We start from the raw sequence: 15,946 nt of genomic DNA, 5'->3' as shown, positions 1-15,946 counted from the left end.
CTCGACCGTCAGCCCGGCGCGGGTCCGAGCCGGGCGGCGAGGCGGTCGAGCCGGGCGAGCGACGACTCCCGACCGACGAGCTCCATGGACTCGAAGAGCGGCGGGGACACCCGTCGGCCCGTCACCGCCACCCGCACGGGCGCGAAGGCGAACTTCGGCTTGACGCCGAGACCGTCGACGAGAGCCGCACGGAGGGCCGCCTCGATGCCCGCGGTGTCCCAGCTCCCGAGCCCGGCGAGGGCCTCGCGGGCCGCAGCGAGCACCTCGGGCGCCTCGGGCCGCAGCGCCGCGACCGACTCCTCGTCGTGGCGGAGGGCGTCGTCGTCGACGAAGAGGAAGCCGAGCATGTCGCGGGCCTGCCCGAGCAGCGTCATCCGCTCCTGCACGAGCGGCACGGCCGCCGCGAGCACCTCCGCCTGGGCCGGGGTCGGCGGGTCGGCGACGAGCCCGGCGAGGTACGGCACGACCCGCCGGCCGAGCTCCTCGGGCGGCAGCGCCCTCAGGTGCTGGGCGTTGATCGCCTCGGCCTTCGCGACGTCGAAGCGCGCGGGGTTGGCGTTGACGTCGGCGACGTCGAACGCCGCGACCATCTCGGGGAGGGTGAAGACGTCGCGGTCGTCGGCGATGCCCCAGCCGAGCAGCGCGAGGTAGTTGAGGAGCCCCTCGGGCAGGAAGCCGCGCTCGCGGTGCAGGAGGAGGTTGGACTCGGGGTCGCGCTTCGACAGCTTCTTGTTGCCCTCGCCCATGACGTACGGCAGGTGCCCGAAGCGCGGGACGCCCGTCCCGACCCCGACGGCGGCGAGCGCGTCGTAGAGCGCGACCTGCCGGGGCGTCGAGCTCAGCAGGTCCTCCCCCCGCAGCACGTGGGTGATGCCCATGTGGGCGTCGTCGACGGGGTTGACGAGGGTGTAGAGCGGGTCCCCGTTGGCGCGCACGACGGCGAAGTCGGGCACGCTGCCCTGCGCGAAGCGGATCTCGCCGCGGACCAGGTCGTCGACGACGACGTCGGCGTCGGGCATCCGGAAGCGCAGCACCGGCGAGCGGCCCTCGGCGAGGAACGCCGCGCGGGCCTCGTCGGTGAGGTACCGGTCGTGGTTGTCGTAGCCGAGCTTGGGGTCGCGGCCGTGGTCGCGGTGGCGCTGCTCGACCTCCGCGGGGGTGGAGAACGACTCGTAGAGCTGCCCGGCCTCGAGCAGCCGCGCGATGGCGTCGTCGTACACGGCGCGTCGCTGGGACTGCCGGTAGGGGGCGTGCGGCCCGCCGACCTCGGGTCCCTCGTCCCAGTCGAGACCGAGCCAGCGCAGGGAGTCGAGCAGCGCGTCGTACGACTCCTGCGAGTCGCGCGCCGCGTCGGTGTCCTCGATGCGGAAGACGAACGTGCCGCCGGTGTGGCGGGCGTACGCCCAGTTGAACAGGGCCGTCCTGATGAGCCCGACGTGCGGGGTACCGGTCGGCGACGGGCAGAACCGCACGCGCACCGCGCCCGCGGCGGGCAGGCCCGCGTGCTCGTGGACGACCTCGTGGACCTCGGGGCTCACGCGGCACCTCCCTCACCGGCGTCGCGGACCGGGTTGCGCAGCACGCCGATCCCCTCCACCTCGACCTCGACCACCTGCCCGTCCTGCAGCGGGCCCACCCCCGACGGCGTGCCGGTGAGGATGACGTCGCCGGGCAGGAGCGTGAAGGCCTCGCTGACGTGGCTCACGACGGAGACGACGTCGTGGATCATCTGCGAGGTCCGGCCGGACTGGACGACCTGGCCGTCCAGCCGCGTGGTGAGCGCGAGGTCGTCGACGGCGAGCTCGTCGGCGGTGACGAGCCAGGGGCCGAGCGGGCAGAAGGTGTCGAAGCCCTTCGCGCGCGCCCACTGGAGGTCGCTGCGCTGCAGGTCGCGGGCGGTGACGTCGTTGGCGCACGTGTAGCCGAGGACGACCTCCGGCACCCGGTCCTCCGGCACGTCCTTGCAGAGGCGGCCGATGACGACGGCGAGCTCGCCCTCGTAGTGGACCTCCTCCGACTGCCACGGGAGCACGACGGGGTCCATCGGCCCGACGACGCTCGTGTTGGGCTTGAGGAAGAGGGCGGGCTCCGTCGGCGCCTGGCCGCCGCCCATCTCCGCCACGTGGTCGGCGTAGTTCTTGCCGACGCCGACCACCTTGCTGCGCGGGATGACCGGCGCGAGCAGGCGGACGTCGACGAGGGCGTGCGTCTGCCCCGTGCGGACGGGCTCGACGTACAGGGGGTCCCCGGCGACCTGGTGGAGGACCTCCTCGCCCGGGTCGCCCTCGACGATGCCGTAGACGGGGTCCTCACCTGTCGTGTACCTCGCGATCCGCACGGTCGAGGAGGCTACCGGCGGCCTGTGACCCCCTGCCGCACTGCCTACCCTGGGGCGGTGACGACGGAGGTGCTCCCGCCCGAGGTGTGGCGGGCGCGGCTCGCGGCGCACGAGGCGCGGGCGGACGCCCTGAGCGCCGGGCACCGGTCGCGACGGGCGCGCGGGGAGCCGCACGCGGTCGAGGACTTCCTCTGGACGTACTACCCGACGCGGCCCGCGCAGCTGAGGCGCAGGCACCCCGGCGCGGGCGTCGCGCTCGCCCCGGCCGAGGACGGCGCGGCCCTGCACGCAGCATGGCGGTGGTACCGCGAGGCGAACGGGGTCGTGGACCTCGACGTCGACGCCTACGTCGCGGCCCGCGGCGACACCGTCCGCTTCGTCCACCGCCTCCTCACCGCGACGGCGACCCGTCCGGCGTTCACCGGCTGCCTCGGCCTCCACGAGTGGGCGATGGTCTACCGGCAGGGCCGCGACGAGCAGCTGCGGCACCCGCTGCCGCTGCGGCTCGGGCAGGCCGGCACCGACGCCGTCGTGGAGTCGCACCCCGTCCGCTGCTCCCACGTCGACGCCTTCCGCTTCTTCACCCCCGCCGCCGTCGGCCGCAACCGCGTGCAGCCGACCCGTGAGCGGCAGGTCGCCCTCGAGCAGCCGGGGTGCCTGCACGCGGCGATGGACTGCCACAAGTGGGCGACGAAGCTCGGTCCGGCGGTCCCGGGCGAGCTCGCCCTCGACTGCTTCGCCCTCGCCGGTGAGATCCGCGTCCTCGACATGCAGGCGTCCCCCTACGACCTGTCGTCGTACGCCCTGCCTCCCGTGGCGATCGAGACGCAGGAGGGCAGGGCGGAGTACGTCGCCCGGCAGCGCGAGCTCACCGGGCGCGCCGCGGCCCTCCGCGAGCGCCTCGTCGCGGTGTGCGAGACGGTCCTCGCGGGGGCTGCGACCCGCGGGTGAGTCAGGTCGTCACGACGGCCAGGCGCCGCTGCAGCGCCTCGGCGGCGTCCGGCGCGCCGTCGACGGCGAGCTCGCCGTGGGGGCGGCCCCACAGCCACAGCAGCAGGTCGGACGCGTCGGCGTGCACCGTCGCGTCCGCCGCCTCGTCCGCCCCGTCGCCCACCGCGAGCCGGTCGGGCGTCGAGCGCACCGTCCACGCGCGCCCCGGGACGTGGAGGACCACGGTCGTGGCCGGACCGGGCTGCGGGACGTCGGACCAGTCGCCCTCGGCGAAGACGCGGAGGAGCTCGTCGACGCCGTCGGCCGCCAGCGCGGCGTCGACGACCGGGGTCGTCCCGGCCGCGAGCTCGGCGTCGGCACGGTGCACCGCGGTCTCGTGCGCCATGCGGCGCACCCAGAAGCCGACGGTCCGGTCCGACTCCTCCCACGTCCACGCGGGGTCGCCGGGGGCGTGGGATCCGAGCACCTCCTGGAGCCGCTCGTGGGCGGCGTCGAGCTCGACGAGCGGGTCGCCGACGTGCCGGTCCGGTGGTGGCCACGGCTCGGGCTCCGCCTGCAGCTCGATGCACGCGACCTTGTGCCGGTAGACGAGCGACAGGTGCTCGACGAGGTCGCGGACGGTCCAGTCGCCGCAGGTCACGACGGGGGCGTCGAGACCGGCGGCCGTGGCCGCGACCTGGGTGCGGTCGTGGTCGGCCCGCACGTGCGCGAGCAGGGTGTCGTGGTCCACGACGCGAACCGTAGGGCCCCCGGTCCTGGACAGGAATGCTTTGCCGGCTCATCATGTTGTGAGCCGGCAAAGGAGCTCGGTCCGAGGAGGAACCATGGCCACCCCCACCCCCACCACCCCTGCCGCCGCCGGGACGACCCGGCCGACCCGCCGCCTGTGGGTCCGCGGTCTGCTCGCCGCCCTCGCCGCGGTCGTCGTCAACGTCGTCCTCTTCCTGGTCGCAGGCGCCGCGGGCCTCGAGGTGCTCGTCCCGGACCCGGCGGCCGCCGACGGGTCGTCCGCTCCCCTCGTCGTCGGGGCCGTCGCCGTCGCGAGCGTGGTCGGCGTGGTCGCCGCCACCGTCGGGCGCTGGGTCCACCTGCGGTTCACCCGGTGGCCCGAGGCGGTGTTCACCGTCGGGGTGCTCGTGCTCCTCGTCCTGTCCTTCGCCCAGCCGTTCCTCGTCGCGGTCGACGCCTCGACGGCGGCCCGCCTGCTCCTGTGCCTCATGCACGTCGTGGTCGCCGCCGCCGTGCTGCTGTTCCTCGGGCGTCGGGAGACACTCACCGCGTGAGCGACGCCCCTGCAGTGCTGCCCCCGGGCAGCGAGCGCCCCGGACCGGGCGAGCCGGGGTGGGCGTGGCGGGTCAACCGCGCCGTCGTGTCCCTGGCCCGGGCGCACCGGGCGCGCGCGGCGTCGTTGCTGCGGGGTCTCGACCTCCACCCGGGTCAGGAGGTGCTCCTCCTCGTGCTCGCCGACACCGGTCCGACGACCCCCGGACGGCTGGCCGGGGCGCTGTCCATCGAGCCGCCGACCGTGACGAAGATGGTGCAGCGGCTCGAGGGGGCGGGCCTCGTGCGGCGCGACCCGGACCCCGCGGACCGCCGGTCGACGGTCGTCTCCCTCACCCCCGCGGCACGCGAGCGGCTGCACGGGGTCGACGAGGCGTGGACGGTGCTGGCGGAGGAGACCCTCGCCGGGCTCGACGAGCGTGAGCGCGTCGACCTCGTGCGCCTGCTCGAGCGTGCGGCGGCCGGGCTGCCGGGCGCGACCTGCCGGTAGGACCCACACGGTGAGAGGGGAGTTCGTCCCGGCCGGGGCGGCGTGTCGCGGGACGGATCCCCCTCTCACCGCCCGAGGCCGTGCTCAGAGGACGCGCGCGGCGTCGACGGTGTCTCGCTCGCGGCGGGCCAGGGCCCGCAGGACGGCCGCGTCGCCGTACCGGCGGCGCGCCGCCGCCTGCAGCAGGTCGACGGCCTCGCCGACCGTTGCCGCCGGCACCTCCGGGGCTGCGTCGACCGACAGGGCGAGGTCCTCGAGGTGGACGGCGAGCTCGACGCACCGGGTCCGCAGGTACTCCGACAGCAGGAGCACCTGGTCCCGCCGATGGCCGACCACGACGACCTCGTCGCGGGGCGCGGTCGGCAGTGCGGCACCGAGCCTCACCAGCGCGGCCTCGAGCGCGCCGACGAGCGCCCCGTGCCCGTCAGCGGCGGAGGCCGCCGCGCGCTCGCGCACCCCGACGTTGAGCACCGAGTCCGGCTCGGCAGTGCCTGCGAGGTCGGCGAAGTAGCCGACCGCGTCCGTCGTCACCGGCGTGCTCGTGCCACGTGACCGGTAGGCGTCCACCTGCAGGACCGCCCGGGCGAGGTGCGCCGCGAGCTCCCCCGTCGACATGCCGGGAAGGACCGACGACTCGGACCACCGGTCGCCGACAACGGAGGAGGCCACGAGCCGGTGCGCCGCCCGCGCGCCCGCGAGGAACGCCTCGCTCACGCGCGGGAGGGGACGCCCCGGCGGAGCAGCCCGTGCGCCAGGCCGTCGACGAGGGCCTCCCACGACGCCTCCACGACGTTGGGACCGACCCCCACCGTGGTCCACGAGGACTCCTGGTCGGCGGTCTCCAGCAGCACGCGGGTGACGGCGTCGGTGCCGTGGGCGGCGTCGAGGATCCGCACCCGGAAGTCGACGAGGTCGAGGTGCGCGAGCTCGGGGTAGCTGGGGTCGAGCGCGGTGCGCAGCGCGGCGTCGAGCGCGTTGACGGGCCCGTTGCCCTCGCCGGAGGCCACGCACCGCTCCCCCTGGAGGACCAGCCGGACGGTCGCCTCCGACAGCGCGGCGCCGTGCGCGTCGCCGGGTCGCATCTCGGTGATGACGCGCCAGGAGTCGACGTGGAAGTAGTCCGGGACACCCTCACCGAGGCCGCGCTCCGCGGCGACGCGCCGGACGAGGAGGTCGAAGGAGGCGTCGGCGGCCTCGAACGTGTACCCCTCGGCCTCCTTCGACTTCACCGCCTCCGTCACCGCGGACAGCAGGACGGGGTCGGACAGGTCGAGGCCGAGCTCCCGGCCCTTGAGCTCGATGCTCGCCCGGCCCGCCATCTCCGACACGAGCATCCGCATGTCGTTGCCGACCGTGCGCGGGTCGGTGTGCTGGTAGAGGTCGGGGTCGACGCGGATGGCGCTGGCGTGCAGGCCGGCCTTGTGGGTGAAGGCGCTCGCGCCCACGTACGGCTGGCGCGAGTACGGCGGCACGTTCGTGATCTCGCTGACGGCGTGCGCGATCCGGCTCGCCTCCGCGAGACCGCCCGGGCGCAGCACGGGCGTCGACCGCTTGAGCTCGAGGTTCGCCACGACCGTCACGAGGTCGGCGTTGCCGGTGCGCTCGCCGTAGCCGTTGAGCGTGCCCTGGACCTGCACGGCACCGGCGTCGACGGCCGCGAGGGTGTTCGCGACCGCGCAGCCGGTGTCGTTGTGGCAGTGGATGCCCATCGGCGCCCCGACCGCGGCACGGACCTCCGCCACGACGTCGGCGACGACGTCCGGCAGGTGCCCTCCGTTGGTGTCGCACAGGGCGACGGTGCTCGCACCCGCGGTCATGGCGACCCGGAGGACCTCGAGCGCGTAGGCGCGGTCGAGGAGGAAGCCGTCGAAGAAGTGCTCGGCGTCGAGCACGACCTCGCGGCCCTCGGCGACGAGGAAGGCGACGCTGTCGCGGACCATCTCGAGGTTCTCCGCGGGAGTGGTGCGCAGGGCGCGCTCGACGTGGCCGGTGTGGCTCTTCGCCACGAGGGTGACGACGGGCGCGCGGGCGTCGAGCAGCGCCCTGACCTGCGCGTCGGTGTCGGCGCGCCCGCCCGCCCGGCGGGTCGCGCCGAACGCGGCGAGGCGGGCGTGGCGCAGCTGCAGCTCGTCGGCGGCGCGCGCGAAGAACTCGGTGTCCTTCGGGATCGCGCCGGGCCACCCGCCCTCGATGACGCCCACGCCGAGGTCGTCCAGGTGACGCGCGATCGCGAGCTTGTCGGCGACCGACAGCGACAGTCCCTCCTGCTGGGCGCCGTCGCGCAGGGTCGTGTCGTAGACCTCGATCGCCGCGCGCTCGCTCATGCCAGGCGCCGCAGCCAACCGTGCTCGTCGGCCTCGCGGCCGTACTGGATGTCGAGGAGCCGCGAGCGGATCCGCATCGTCGTCTCCCCCGGCTCCTCGCCCATGACGACCTCGCCGCCGTCCCACGCGAGCCGCCCGAGCGGGGTGACGACCGCCGCGGTGCCGCACGCTAAGACCTCGGTGATGTCGCCGGAGGCGACGCCGTCGCGCCACTCCTCGACGGAGACCTTCCGCTCCTCGACCTCGTGCCCGAGCTCCTTCGCGAGGGTGAGGATCGACGAGCGGGTGACGCCCTCGAGGATGGTCCCGGTGAGCGACGGCGTGACGAGCCGGCCGTCGGCGTGGACGAAGTAGAGGTTCATGCCACCGAGCTCCTCGACCCAGCGGTGCTCCGTCGCGTCCACGAAGCAGACCTGGTCGCAGCCGTGCCCGATGGCCTCCTGCTGGGCGGCGAGGCTCGCGGCGTAGTTGCCGCCGCACTTCGCCTCACCCGTGCCGCCGGGGGCGGCCCGGGTGTAGTCGGTCGTGAGCCAGATGCTGACCGGGCGGACACCGCCCGGGAAGTACGAGCCCGCGGGCGAGGCGATGAGGCAGTACGTGACGGTGTGCGCCGGGCGCACCCCGAGGAACTCCTCGGAGGCGAACATGAACGGGCGCAGGTAGAGGCTCGCCTCGCCCCCGCTCGGCACCCAGTCGACGTCGGCGCGCACGAGCGCCTCGAGCGAGCCGAGGAAGTCGGCCTCCGGCAGCTGCGGCAGCGCGAGGCGACGGGCCGAGCGGGCGAACCGCGCGGCGTTGGCCTCGGGCCGGAACGACCACACCGAGCCGTCGTCGTGGCGGTAGGCCTTGAGACCCTCGAACACCTCCTGCGCGTAGTGGAGGACCGCGGCGGCGGGCGACAGGGTGATGGGGCCGAAGGCGCGCACGCCGGCGTCGTGCCAGCCCCGATCGAGGGTCCACGTCGCCGTCACCATGTGGTCGGTGAAGTGCTTCCCGAACCCGGGGGCACCGAGGATCTGCGCGCGCTCCTCGTCGGTGCGCCGCGCGACGTCCGGGTCGACCGTGAAGGCGAGCGGCGAGGTGCCCGCGGCGTCCTGCGACGTGTCGGTGTCCGTCTGCGTCATCGTGCGCCTCCCAGCGGTCCGGCCGCGCCCCGGCGCGCGGTCCGGGTCAGCCTAGCCGCGGCCCTCACGCGAGCCGGGCGCGGACCGCGTCGGTGACCTCGGCCGTGCCCGGGCGCGGCGCCGAGGGGTCGCGGTCGGCGAGGGCGCCGACGACCGCCTCCTGCACGCGCGCGGCGGCCTCTCCGAGCCCGACGTGCTCGAGGAGCAGCGCGACGGACAGGAACGTCGCGGTCGGGTCGGCGACCCCCTGAGCCGCGATGTCGGGGGCCGAGCCGTGGACCGGCTCGAACATGCTGGGCGAGGAGCGGTCGGGGTTGACGTTGCCGCTGGCGGCCAGCCCGATGCCGCCGGTGACGGCGGCGGCGAGGTCGGTGAGGATGTCACCGAACAGGTTGTCGGTGACGACGACGTCGAAGCGCTGCGGGTCGGTCGTGAGGAAGATCGTCGCCGCGTCGACGTGGAGGTAGTCGACGCTGACGTCCGGGAACTCGGCGTTGACGGCCTCGACGGTACGTCGCCACAGGTGTCCGGCGTGGACGAGGACGTTGTGCTTGTGGACGAGGGTGAGGCGCCGCCGCGGGCGGGCCGCGGCGCGGGCGAAGGCGTCGCGCACGACGCGCTCGACGCCGAAGGCGGTGTTGACGCTCACCTCCGTCGCGATCTCCGCGGGCGTCCCGACGCGCAGCGCCCCGCCGTTGCCGACGTACGGCCCCTCGGTGCCCTCACGGACCACGACGAAGTCGACGGGCCCCTTGTCGAGGACGTGCGGCGCGAGGGGGCTGGTGGCGCCGGGCAGGAGGACCGACGGGCGGAGGTTGACGTAGTGGTCGAGGGCGAAGCGGAGCCGCAGGAGGAGGCCGCGCTCGAGCACCCCGCTCGGCACTCCGGGGTCGCCGACGGCGCCGAGGAGGATCGCCTCGTGCTGCCGGACGGCGTCGAGGTCGGCGTCGGTGAGGGTCTCCCCCGTCCGGTGCCAGCGCGCCGCCCCGAGGTCGTAGTCCGTGGTGCGGACGTCGACACCGTCCGCGGCGACGGCGGCGCGGAGCACGTCGAGACCGGCGCCCACCACCTCCGGACCGATGCCGTCGCCACCGATGACGGCGAGGTCGAGCGTGCGGGGGGCGGCGGCGGGCGTCGTCGCGGTCACGCTCCGCAGGCTACGACGCGCACCGGCCGCCCCGGCCCGGCCGTCCGAGTGCTGGTGGACGCCGTAGGGTTCCCGCCGTGGGCCCGAGCGCGCCGTCCCCCGTCCCCGAGGACGAGCCGGTCGCGTGGCCGCTGTCCGCCGCGGCCGGCGAGATCCTCCTCGCGGACGGCCGCACGGTCGGGCTGTCGTCGAGCTCGCTGACCGCCCGCGAGCTCGTCCTGCGCCGCGTGTGGAGCGTCACGGTGCGACGTCGGCGCCGCCTGATCGGGGAGAGCGCGACGCCGCTCGTCGCAGCAGGCGACGTCGCGTGCCCGCCGCTCCCCCCGCTCGTCGTGCTCCACGACGCCGCCCGGGCCCGGCTCCTCGGCGCGGACGACCCGGCCGGCGTGCGGCTGCGGGACCTGCTGTTCCGGCTGCGGACGGAGGACACCGGGCTGACCACCCGCGTCCGCGCGGCGGCGGTGGAGGAGCTCGAGCGCGCAGGGCTCGTCACGACGACCACGCGCAGCCGCTGGTACGGCACCCAGCACGAGGTGCGGCTCACGGGCTCCGGTGCTCGACGGGCGGCGGAGGGGCGGCGACGGCTGGCGGCGCTCGCGACCGGCGACGACCTCACCGACGAGACGCTCGCGCGTGCGGGCGCCCTCCTCCTCCTCGCCCGCTCGCGCTCGGCCCGGGCGCTGCGTGCCGAGCTCGAGAACCGCCGGGACGACCACGGCGGGGTGGTGCTCGTTGTCGCGGACGACTCCGACGCGCTCGACCTCCGCGCGATCGGGACCGCGGTCGACGGTGACGCCTCCGCGGGGGCGGGCTCCGGCGACGGCGGTGACGGCGGCGGGGGCGACGGCGGCGGGGACTGACCCCCTCGGCTCAGACGCGGGCCCCCTTGCGCCACGCGGTGAAGGACCGGACGGACCCCGCGCCGGGGCGCACGAGCCACGGCCACGGGTGCACCTCCGCGGGGGAGGCGCGGACCGCGCGCGGCCCGAACCCGGGGACGGGCGCGTGGGTGACGGCCGCGTCCCGGCCGTGCAGGACCTCCCCGGGTCGGCCCCGGTGGACCTCGACGTCGTGGCGGGTGGCGAGGGAGGCGACGGTCTCGGCGAGGAACACCAGGCGCTTGGCGGACAGCCGGAGCCGGGCGAGCAGCGGCTCGTCGAAGACGACGACCACCGGCAGCTCGGGGTGCGCGTCGAGGGCGGGGTCGGCGTCGCCGAGCGACTCGAACGTCAGCCACACCGCGCGCGGCGCAGAGGTGGCGACGACGTCGGACGGCCCGGCGAGGTCGGCGCCGGGCTCGCCGCGGCCGAGACCGGGGGCGCGGTGGAGCAGCCGCGGCGGCGCCGTGGTGTCGGGCCAGCCGTCGACGGGGCAGCGCTCGCGGAGCGGGCAGCCCGCGCACACTCCGGGCGCGCGCTTCTCGACCTGCCACCGGCTGAAGCCGTACGGGCGCCCGGTCCCCGCGCCCACCGTCCACTGCCACCCGAGCCGGTTGGCCGCCCGGGAGCCGTCGAGCAGGTGCCGGAAGAACTCCTCCTCCCCCTCCCGCCAGTCCCACCCGGCCCGGACCGTCCACTGCGAGGCCAGCCACATGCGGGTCTGGTTCACGAGCCACCCGTCACGACGCAGCTCGTCGGTGGTGAGCCGCATGCACGCCATCTCCGCCGGCCACGGCTCCCCCGACCAGCCGGAGCCCACGGCCGGCTCGTGCCGCAGGGGCGCCCGCATGCCCCGTCCCGTCCGGGCGTGGACGTGCCGGGCGTACTCCTGCCACAGCAGCTCGTCGCGGTACTTCTGCCGGTCCCGCGACGGGGCGTCGGCGACGCGGTCCCACACGCTGCGCAGGTCGACGAGCCCGTGCCGGATGTACGGGCTCATGCGGCTCGCGCCGCGCCGGGGCTCGGGCCACACCTCGTTGCGGCGCGCTGCGTAGCCGGTGACGTCGAGCGCGGCGAGCGCGGCGTCGGCCGCCGGCTGCCCGCCGCGGAAGGCCGGGCTCGCGACCAGGCCCTCGGCGCCCTCGGCGCCCTCGAGGGCGAGGTCACCCAGGTGCGCACCGACCCACGCGACGGCGGCGTCGGGGTCGGCGGCGACGTCCGGCCCCGGGGTCGGCAGCTGCGTCCGCGTGCTCACCTCGCGGTCCGCGGCAGCCGCACCCGCACGGGCCCCTTCGCGGTGCTCGGGTCCACGACCCGGCCGTGCTGAGTGATCTCGACGTGCCCGCGGGCGACGAGGCGACGCGCCGCCATGCGCGCGGGCTCCATGAGCGGGCGCCACGCGTCCTCGTCGCGGTCTGTGCCGTGCCCGGCGACGAGCCGGGCGGCTTCGCTCGGGCACACGCTGGCGTCACGGGCGCGGCGGGCGAGCAGGTCGAGGAGCGCGTCCTCGAGCCGCTCGTCGACCGGGCGCAGCCCGCGGCGCCGGCACCCCGATGAGCAGTAGCGCACCTCGTCGTAGTGGTCGCCCCACCGGGCACGGCGCTCCATGCGGCGCCCGCACACGCGGCACGTCCGCTCGAGCGGCTCCGGGCCCGGGTCGGCGTCCGGGCGGTCCCTCCGGCGGCTCACCGGACGATCATCACCCGGCGCGCCGCCGGTGGCACCCGCACCTGCCGAGCGGGTGCCACCGGGACGTCGTCGCCGGGCGCGTCAGCGGGCGGCGGTGCCCTCGGTGTAGTCGTCGTCGCCGTCGGACACCCACGCCATCATCTTGCGCAGCTCCCGGCCCGTCGCCTCGATGGGGTGCTGCTCCTGCTCCTCGCGCATCCGCCGGAACTCCGGCGCGCCGGCGTCCTGGTCGTCGAAGAACCGCTTCGCGAAGCTGCCGTCGGTGATGTCGCCGAGGACGTCCTTCATCCGGGCCTTGACGGAGTCGTCGATGACGCGCGGGCCGGAGACGTAGTCGCCGTACTCGGCGGTGTCGGAGACGCTCCAGCGCTGCTTCGCGATGCCGCCCTCGTACATGAGGTCGACGATGAGCTTGAGCTCGTGGAGGCACTCGAAGTACGCGACCTCCGGCTGGTAGCCGGCCTCGACGAGCGTCTCGAAGCCCGCCTGGACGAGCCGGCTCGCGCCGCCGCAGAGGACGGCCTGCTCGCCGAACAGGTCGGTCTCGGTCTCCTCCGCGAACGTCGTGCGGATGCCGCCCGCCCGCAGCCCGCCGATGGCCCGGGCGTAGGCGAGGGCGAGGTCCCACGCCTCCCCGCTCGCGTCGGTCTCGACCGCGACGAGCACGGGGACACCGCGACCCTGGCTGTACTCGCGGCGCACGAGGTGACCCGGGCCCTTCGGCGCCACCATGCAGACGTCGACGCCTTCCGGCGGCGTGATGTAGCCGAAGCGGATGTTGAGCCCGTGGGCGAAGAACAGCGCCTTGCCGGGGACGAGGTTCGGCTCGATGGCCTCCGCGTACACGTGCCGGGCCGCCTGGTCCGGGACCAGCACCATGATGACGTCGGCCTCGGCGGCGGCCTCGGCGGGCGTCACGACCCGCAGGCCCTCGGCCTCGGCACGCTCGCGGCTGCGGCTGCCCTCGGCGAGCCCGACGCGGACGTCGACGCCGGAGTCGCGCAGGTTGAGGGCGTGCGCGTGCCCCTGCGAGCCGTAGCCGATGACCGCGACGACGCGGTCCTGGATGGCGGCGAGGTCGGCGTCGGCGTCGGTGTAGATGTGGGCCATCGGGTGGGTCTCCTCCGTCAGTGGGGGTGGGTGGGGGTCTGGGTGGGCGCTCAGGCGCTGCGCAGCGTGCGGTCGCCGATCGCGCGACCGCCGCGTCCGAGCGCGACGGCGCCGGACTGGACGAGCTCGCGGATGCCGAAGGGGCTCAGCACCTCCAGCAGCGCCTGGATCTTCTCGGGGCGGCCCGTCGCCTCGATCGTGACGGCGTCCGTGGCGACGTCGACGACGGAGGCGCGGAACAGCGCCGCGACCTGCGCGACGTCGCCGCGGGTGGCGGCGTCGGCGCGGACCTTGACGAGCAGGAGCTCCCGCTGGACGGACGACTCCGCGTCCAGCTCGACGATCTTGAGGACGTTGACGAGCTTGTTCAGCTGCTTCGTCACCTGCTCCAGCGGCTGGGACTCGACGTCGACGACGACGGTGATCCGCGACACCGACGGGTTCTCCGTCGGGCCGACCGCGAGGCTCGTGATGTTGAACGCCCGGCGCGCGAAGAGCGCGGAGACCCGGGCGAGCACGCCCGGCTTGTTCTCGACGAGGACGGACAGGGTGTGCCGGCTCATGCTCAGTCCTCCCGGTCCCACGTCGGCGCGATGCCCCGCGCGACCTGGATGTCGTCGTTGCTCACGCCCGCCGGGACCATGGGCCACACCATGGCGTCGCGGTGGACGACGAAGTCGACGACGACCGGCCGGTCGTCGATCGCGAGCGCCTTCTCGATCGTCGCGTCGACGTCGGCCGCGGTCTCGCACCGCAGACCGGCGCACCCGTAGGCGGCCGCGAGCGTGACGAAGTCGGGGATCCGCGTGCTGTGCAGGTCCGTGTTGGAGTACCGCGACTCGTAGAACAGGGTCTGCCACTGCCGGACCATGCCGAGGCTCGAGTTGTTGATCACCGCGACCTTGATGGGGATGTCGTTGATCGCGCAGGTGGCGAGCTCCTGGTTGGTCATCTGGAAGCAGCCGTCCCCGTCGACCGCCCACACGGTGGTGCCGGGCAGGCCGACCTTCGCGCCCATCGCGGCGGGCACCGCGTAGCCCATCGTCCCGAGCCCGCCGGAGTTGAGCCACGTGCGCGGCTTCTCGTAGCGGATGAACTGGGCCGCCCACATCTGGTGCTGACCGACGCCGGAGGCGAAGACCGCGTCCGGGCCCGAGAGGGCGCCGAGCCGCTCGATGACGTACTGCGGCGACAGGGAGCCGTCGTCGGGCTCGGCGTAGCCCAGGGGGTAGCGCTCGCGCAGCGAGTCCAGCTGCTGCCACCAGCCGCCGAGGTCGGCGCGCCGCCCCGCCTCGTGCTCGGCACGCAGAGCGCTCACGAGCTCGGTGAGGACCTCACGGACGTCGCCGACGATCGGCACGTCGGCGTGCCGGTTCTTGCCGATCTCCGCCGGGTCGATGTCGGCGTGGACGACGGTCGCACCCGGGGCGAAGGAGTCGAGGCGACCGGTGACCCGGTCGTCGAAACGGGCGCCGAGCGCCACCAGCAGGTCCGCCTTCTGCAGGGCGGACACCGCGGCCACGGTGCCGTGCATGCCGGGCATGCCGAGGTTCGCGGGGTGGGAGTCCGGCAGCGCCCCGCGGGCCATGAGGGTCGTGACGACCGGGGCCCCGCTGAGGTCGACGAGCTCGCGCAGGGCCGCGGCCGCCTCGGCGCGGATGACCCCGCCACCGACGTAGAGGACCGGCCGCCGGGCGGTCGCGAGGAGCTGGGCCGCCTCGCGCACGCGCTTGCCGTGGGGCCGGGTCACCGGGCGGTAGCCGGGCAGATCGACGCGGTCGGGCCAGTGGAACGTCGTGGTCGCCTGGAGCGCGTCCTTCGCGACGTCGACGAGCACCGGGCCGGGGCGCCCGGTCGCGGCGATGTGGAACGCCTCGGCGACGGCCCGTGGGATCTCCGCGGGGTCGGTGACGAGGAAGTTGTGCTTGGTGATGGGCATCGTCATGCCCGTGATGTCGGCCTCCTGGAAGGCGTCGGTGCCGATGGCGGCGCTGCTCACCTGGCCGGTGATCGCGACCATCGGGACCGAGTCCATGTGCGCGTCGGCGATCGCGGTCACGAGGTTGGTGGCGCCCGGGCCGGACGTCGCCATGCAGACGCCGACCCGGCCGGTCGCGGCCGCGTAGCCCTCGGCGGCGTGCCCGGCCCCCTGCTCGTGGCGCACGAGGACGTGCCGCACCTTCGTGGAGTCCATGAGCGGGTCGTAGGCGGGCAGGATCGCCCCACCGGGGATGCCGAAGACGACGTCGACCCCGGCGGCCTCGAGCGAGCGGACGAGCGAGGCCGCGCCGCTCATCGTCTCCTCGGCCGGGCCATGGGCCCGCGCCGTCCCGGGCTGCCCGGGCTGCCCCTGCTGCCCGACCTGAGTCGTCGTCATCGTCGTGCTGTCCTCTCCGTCCGCGTCCGTCCCGCGCCACCCCGCGCGGGCCGGTGCCCGGACGCGGGACGACCCCTCCTCCCCGGTCGGGGCTGAGGGGTCGCGCGTCGCTCGGGCCGTGGCTGCAGCTCGGTCAGGCGACGCGCCTGCCGAGTACGAGTACCCCGACGGCCCTGGGGCCCCGGGAGTCACCGTGCTGTGCCACGGGGGCGACGGTACGCCCCACCCGGGCCGGTG

General features: G+C 75.3%; 16 protein-coding genes. 4 read left to right on the top strand and 12 right to left on the bottom strand.

What is annotated here, in order from left to right; genetic code table 11:
- Positions 1-8: 8 nt before the first annotated feature.
- The gene (gene gltX / locus WAB14_RS05715) at positions 9-1,538 is read right to left on the bottom strand and encodes a glutamate--tRNA ligase (protein ID WP_340268247.1); all 1,530 of its coding nucleotides are present in this window, start codon (positions 1,536-1,538) and stop codon (positions 9-11) included.
- Positions 1,535-2,338, bottom strand: a complete 804-nt coding sequence (locus WAB14_RS05710) for a fumarylacetoacetate hydrolase family protein (protein WP_340268245.1) — start codon at positions 2,336-2,338, stop codon at positions 1,535-1,537. Before WAB14_RS05710 ends, gltX begins: the two co-directional genes overlap by 4 nt.
- A gap of 57 nt (positions 2,339-2,395) precedes the next feature.
- On the opposite strand from WAB14_RS05710, the gene WAB14_RS05705 reads away from it, so the two are divergent.
- Positions 2,396-3,289 carry a 3-methyladenine DNA glycosylase gene (locus WAB14_RS05705; RefSeq protein WP_340268243.1) on the top strand — a complete coding sequence of 298 codons (894 nt, stop codon included), beginning with the start codon at positions 2,396-2,398 and terminating at the stop codon, positions 3,287-3,289.
- A 1-nt stretch (position 3,290) separates the two neighbouring features.
- Here the strand turns inward: WAB14_RS05705 and WAB14_RS05700 are convergent, their stop codons facing one another.
- Entirely contained in the window at positions 3,291-4,019 is a 729-nt protein-coding gene (locus tag WAB14_RS05700; protein ID WP_340268241.1) for a maleylpyruvate isomerase family mycothiol-dependent enzyme, read from the bottom strand.
- A 94-nt stretch (positions 4,020-4,113) separates the two neighbouring features.
- Between WAB14_RS05700 and WAB14_RS05695 the strand changes: the two genes are divergently transcribed.
- Together WAB14_RS05695 and WAB14_RS05690 are read left to right on the top strand one after the other, a co-directional pair.
- On the top strand, positions 4,114-4,572 hold the full coding sequence (locus WAB14_RS05695) for a DUF6069 family protein (protein WP_340268239.1): 459 nt from the start codon (positions 4,114-4,116) through the stop codon (positions 4,570-4,572).
- Positions 4,569-5,060, top strand: coding sequence for a MarR family winged helix-turn-helix transcriptional regulator (locus WAB14_RS05690; RefSeq protein ID WP_340268235.1), 492 nt, complete (start codon positions 4,569-4,571; stop codon positions 5,058-5,060). Before WAB14_RS05695 ends, WAB14_RS05690 begins: the two co-directional genes overlap by 4 nt.
- 84 nt (positions 5,061-5,144) lie before the next feature.
- On the opposite strand, the gene WAB14_RS05685 is transcribed toward WAB14_RS05690, so the two are convergent.
- The 4 genes from WAB14_RS05685 to WAB14_RS05670 form a co-directional block, all read right to left on the bottom strand.
- On the bottom strand, positions 5,145-5,774 hold the full coding sequence (locus WAB14_RS05685) for a maleylpyruvate isomerase N-terminal domain-containing protein (protein ID WP_340268233.1): 630 nt from the start codon (positions 5,772-5,774) through the stop codon (positions 5,145-5,147).
- Positions 5,771-7,384: a citramalate synthase gene (cimA, locus tag WAB14_RS05680; RefSeq protein WP_340268231.1), complete on the bottom strand. Its 1,614-nt coding sequence runs from the start codon at positions 7,382-7,384 to the stop codon at positions 5,771-5,773. Before cimA ends, WAB14_RS05685 begins: the two co-directional genes overlap by 4 nt.
- Complete coding sequence (locus WAB14_RS05675; RefSeq protein ID WP_340268230.1) at positions 7,381-8,508, bottom strand: branched-chain amino acid aminotransferase; 1,128 nt, start codon at positions 8,506-8,508, stop codon at positions 7,381-7,383. Before WAB14_RS05675 ends, cimA begins: the two co-directional genes overlap by 4 nt.
- A gap of 64 nt (positions 8,509-8,572) precedes the next feature.
- Entirely contained in the window at positions 8,573-9,655 is a 1,083-nt protein-coding gene (locus tag WAB14_RS05670) for a 3-isopropylmalate dehydrogenase (protein WP_340268228.1), read from the bottom strand.
- 77 nt (positions 9,656-9,732) lie between these two features.
- On the opposite strand from WAB14_RS05670, the gene WAB14_RS05665 reads away from it, so the two are divergent.
- Entirely contained in the window at positions 9,733-10,515 is a 783-nt protein-coding gene (locus tag WAB14_RS05665; RefSeq protein WP_340268226.1) for a hypothetical protein, read from the top strand.
- A 10-nt stretch (positions 10,516-10,525) separates the two neighbouring features.
- Here the strand turns inward: WAB14_RS05665 and WAB14_RS05660 are convergent, their stop codons facing one another.
- The 5 genes from WAB14_RS05660 to WAB14_RS05640 all read right to left on the bottom strand — a co-directional run bounded on the left by WAB14_RS05660 (position 10,526) and on the right by WAB14_RS05640 (position 15,709).
- Positions 10,526-11,788, bottom strand: a complete 1,263-nt coding sequence (locus WAB14_RS05660; protein WP_340268224.1) for an FAD-binding domain-containing protein — start codon at positions 11,786-11,788, stop codon at positions 10,526-10,528.
- Complete coding sequence (locus tag WAB14_RS05655; protein WP_340268222.1) at positions 11,785-12,222, bottom strand: DUF3253 domain-containing protein; 438 nt, start codon at positions 12,220-12,222, stop codon at positions 11,785-11,787. Before WAB14_RS05655 ends, WAB14_RS05660 begins: the two co-directional genes overlap by 4 nt.
- Before the next feature lie 81 nt (positions 12,223-12,303).
- Positions 12,304-13,332: a ketol-acid reductoisomerase gene (gene ilvC, locus WAB14_RS05650; RefSeq protein WP_340268220.1), complete on the bottom strand. Its 1,029-nt coding sequence runs from the start codon at positions 13,330-13,332 to the stop codon at positions 12,304-12,306.
- Between the two features lie 50 nt (positions 13,333-13,382).
- A complete protein-coding gene (ilvN, locus tag WAB14_RS05645; RefSeq protein ID WP_340268218.1) occupies positions 13,383-13,895 on the bottom strand; it encodes an acetolactate synthase small subunit in 513 nt (170 codons plus the stop codon).
- A gap of 2 nt (positions 13,896-13,897) precedes the next feature.
- The gene (locus tag WAB14_RS05640; RefSeq protein WP_340268216.1) at positions 13,898-15,709 is read right to left on the bottom strand and encodes an acetolactate synthase large subunit; all 1,812 of its coding nucleotides are present in this window, start codon (positions 15,707-15,709) and stop codon (positions 13,898-13,900) included.
- Positions 15,710-15,946: the final 237 nt, after the last annotated feature.

The organism is Aquipuribacter nitratireducens (assembly GCF_037860835.1).
GTDB classification, from domain to species: domain Bacteria; phylum Actinomycetota; class Actinomycetes; order Actinomycetales; family JBBAYJ01; genus Aquipuribacter; species Aquipuribacter nitratireducens.
Note: the sequence above shows the minus strand (reverse complement) of the source record. Positions and strands in the feature narration are given on the sequence as shown.

What these genes read in the sequence shown, in the direction of transcription:
- WAB14_RS05675 (WP_340268230.1), bottom strand. Translation starts at nt 8,508, where the DNA reads ATGACGCAGACGGACACCGACACGTCGCAGGACGCCGCGGGCACCTCG.
- WAB14_RS05640 (WP_340268216.1), bottom strand. Translation starts at nt 15,709, where the DNA reads ATGACGACGACTCAGGTCGGGCAGCAGGGGCAGCCCGGGCAGCCCGGG.
- cimA (WP_340268231.1), bottom strand. Translation starts at nt 7,384, where the DNA reads ATGAGCGAGCGCGCGGCGATCGAGGTCTACGACACGACCCTGCGCGAC.
- WAB14_RS05695 (WP_340268239.1), top strand. Translation starts at nt 4,114, where the DNA reads ATGGCCACCCCCACCCCCACCACCCCTGCCGCCGCCGGGACGACCCGG.
- ilvN (WP_340268218.1), bottom strand. Translation starts at nt 13,895, where the DNA reads ATGAGCCGGCACACCCTGTCCGTCCTCGTCGAGAACAAGCCGGGCGTG.
- ilvC (WP_340268220.1), bottom strand. Translation starts at nt 13,332, where the DNA reads ATGGCCCACATCTACACCGACGCCGACGCCGACCTCGCCGCCATCCAG.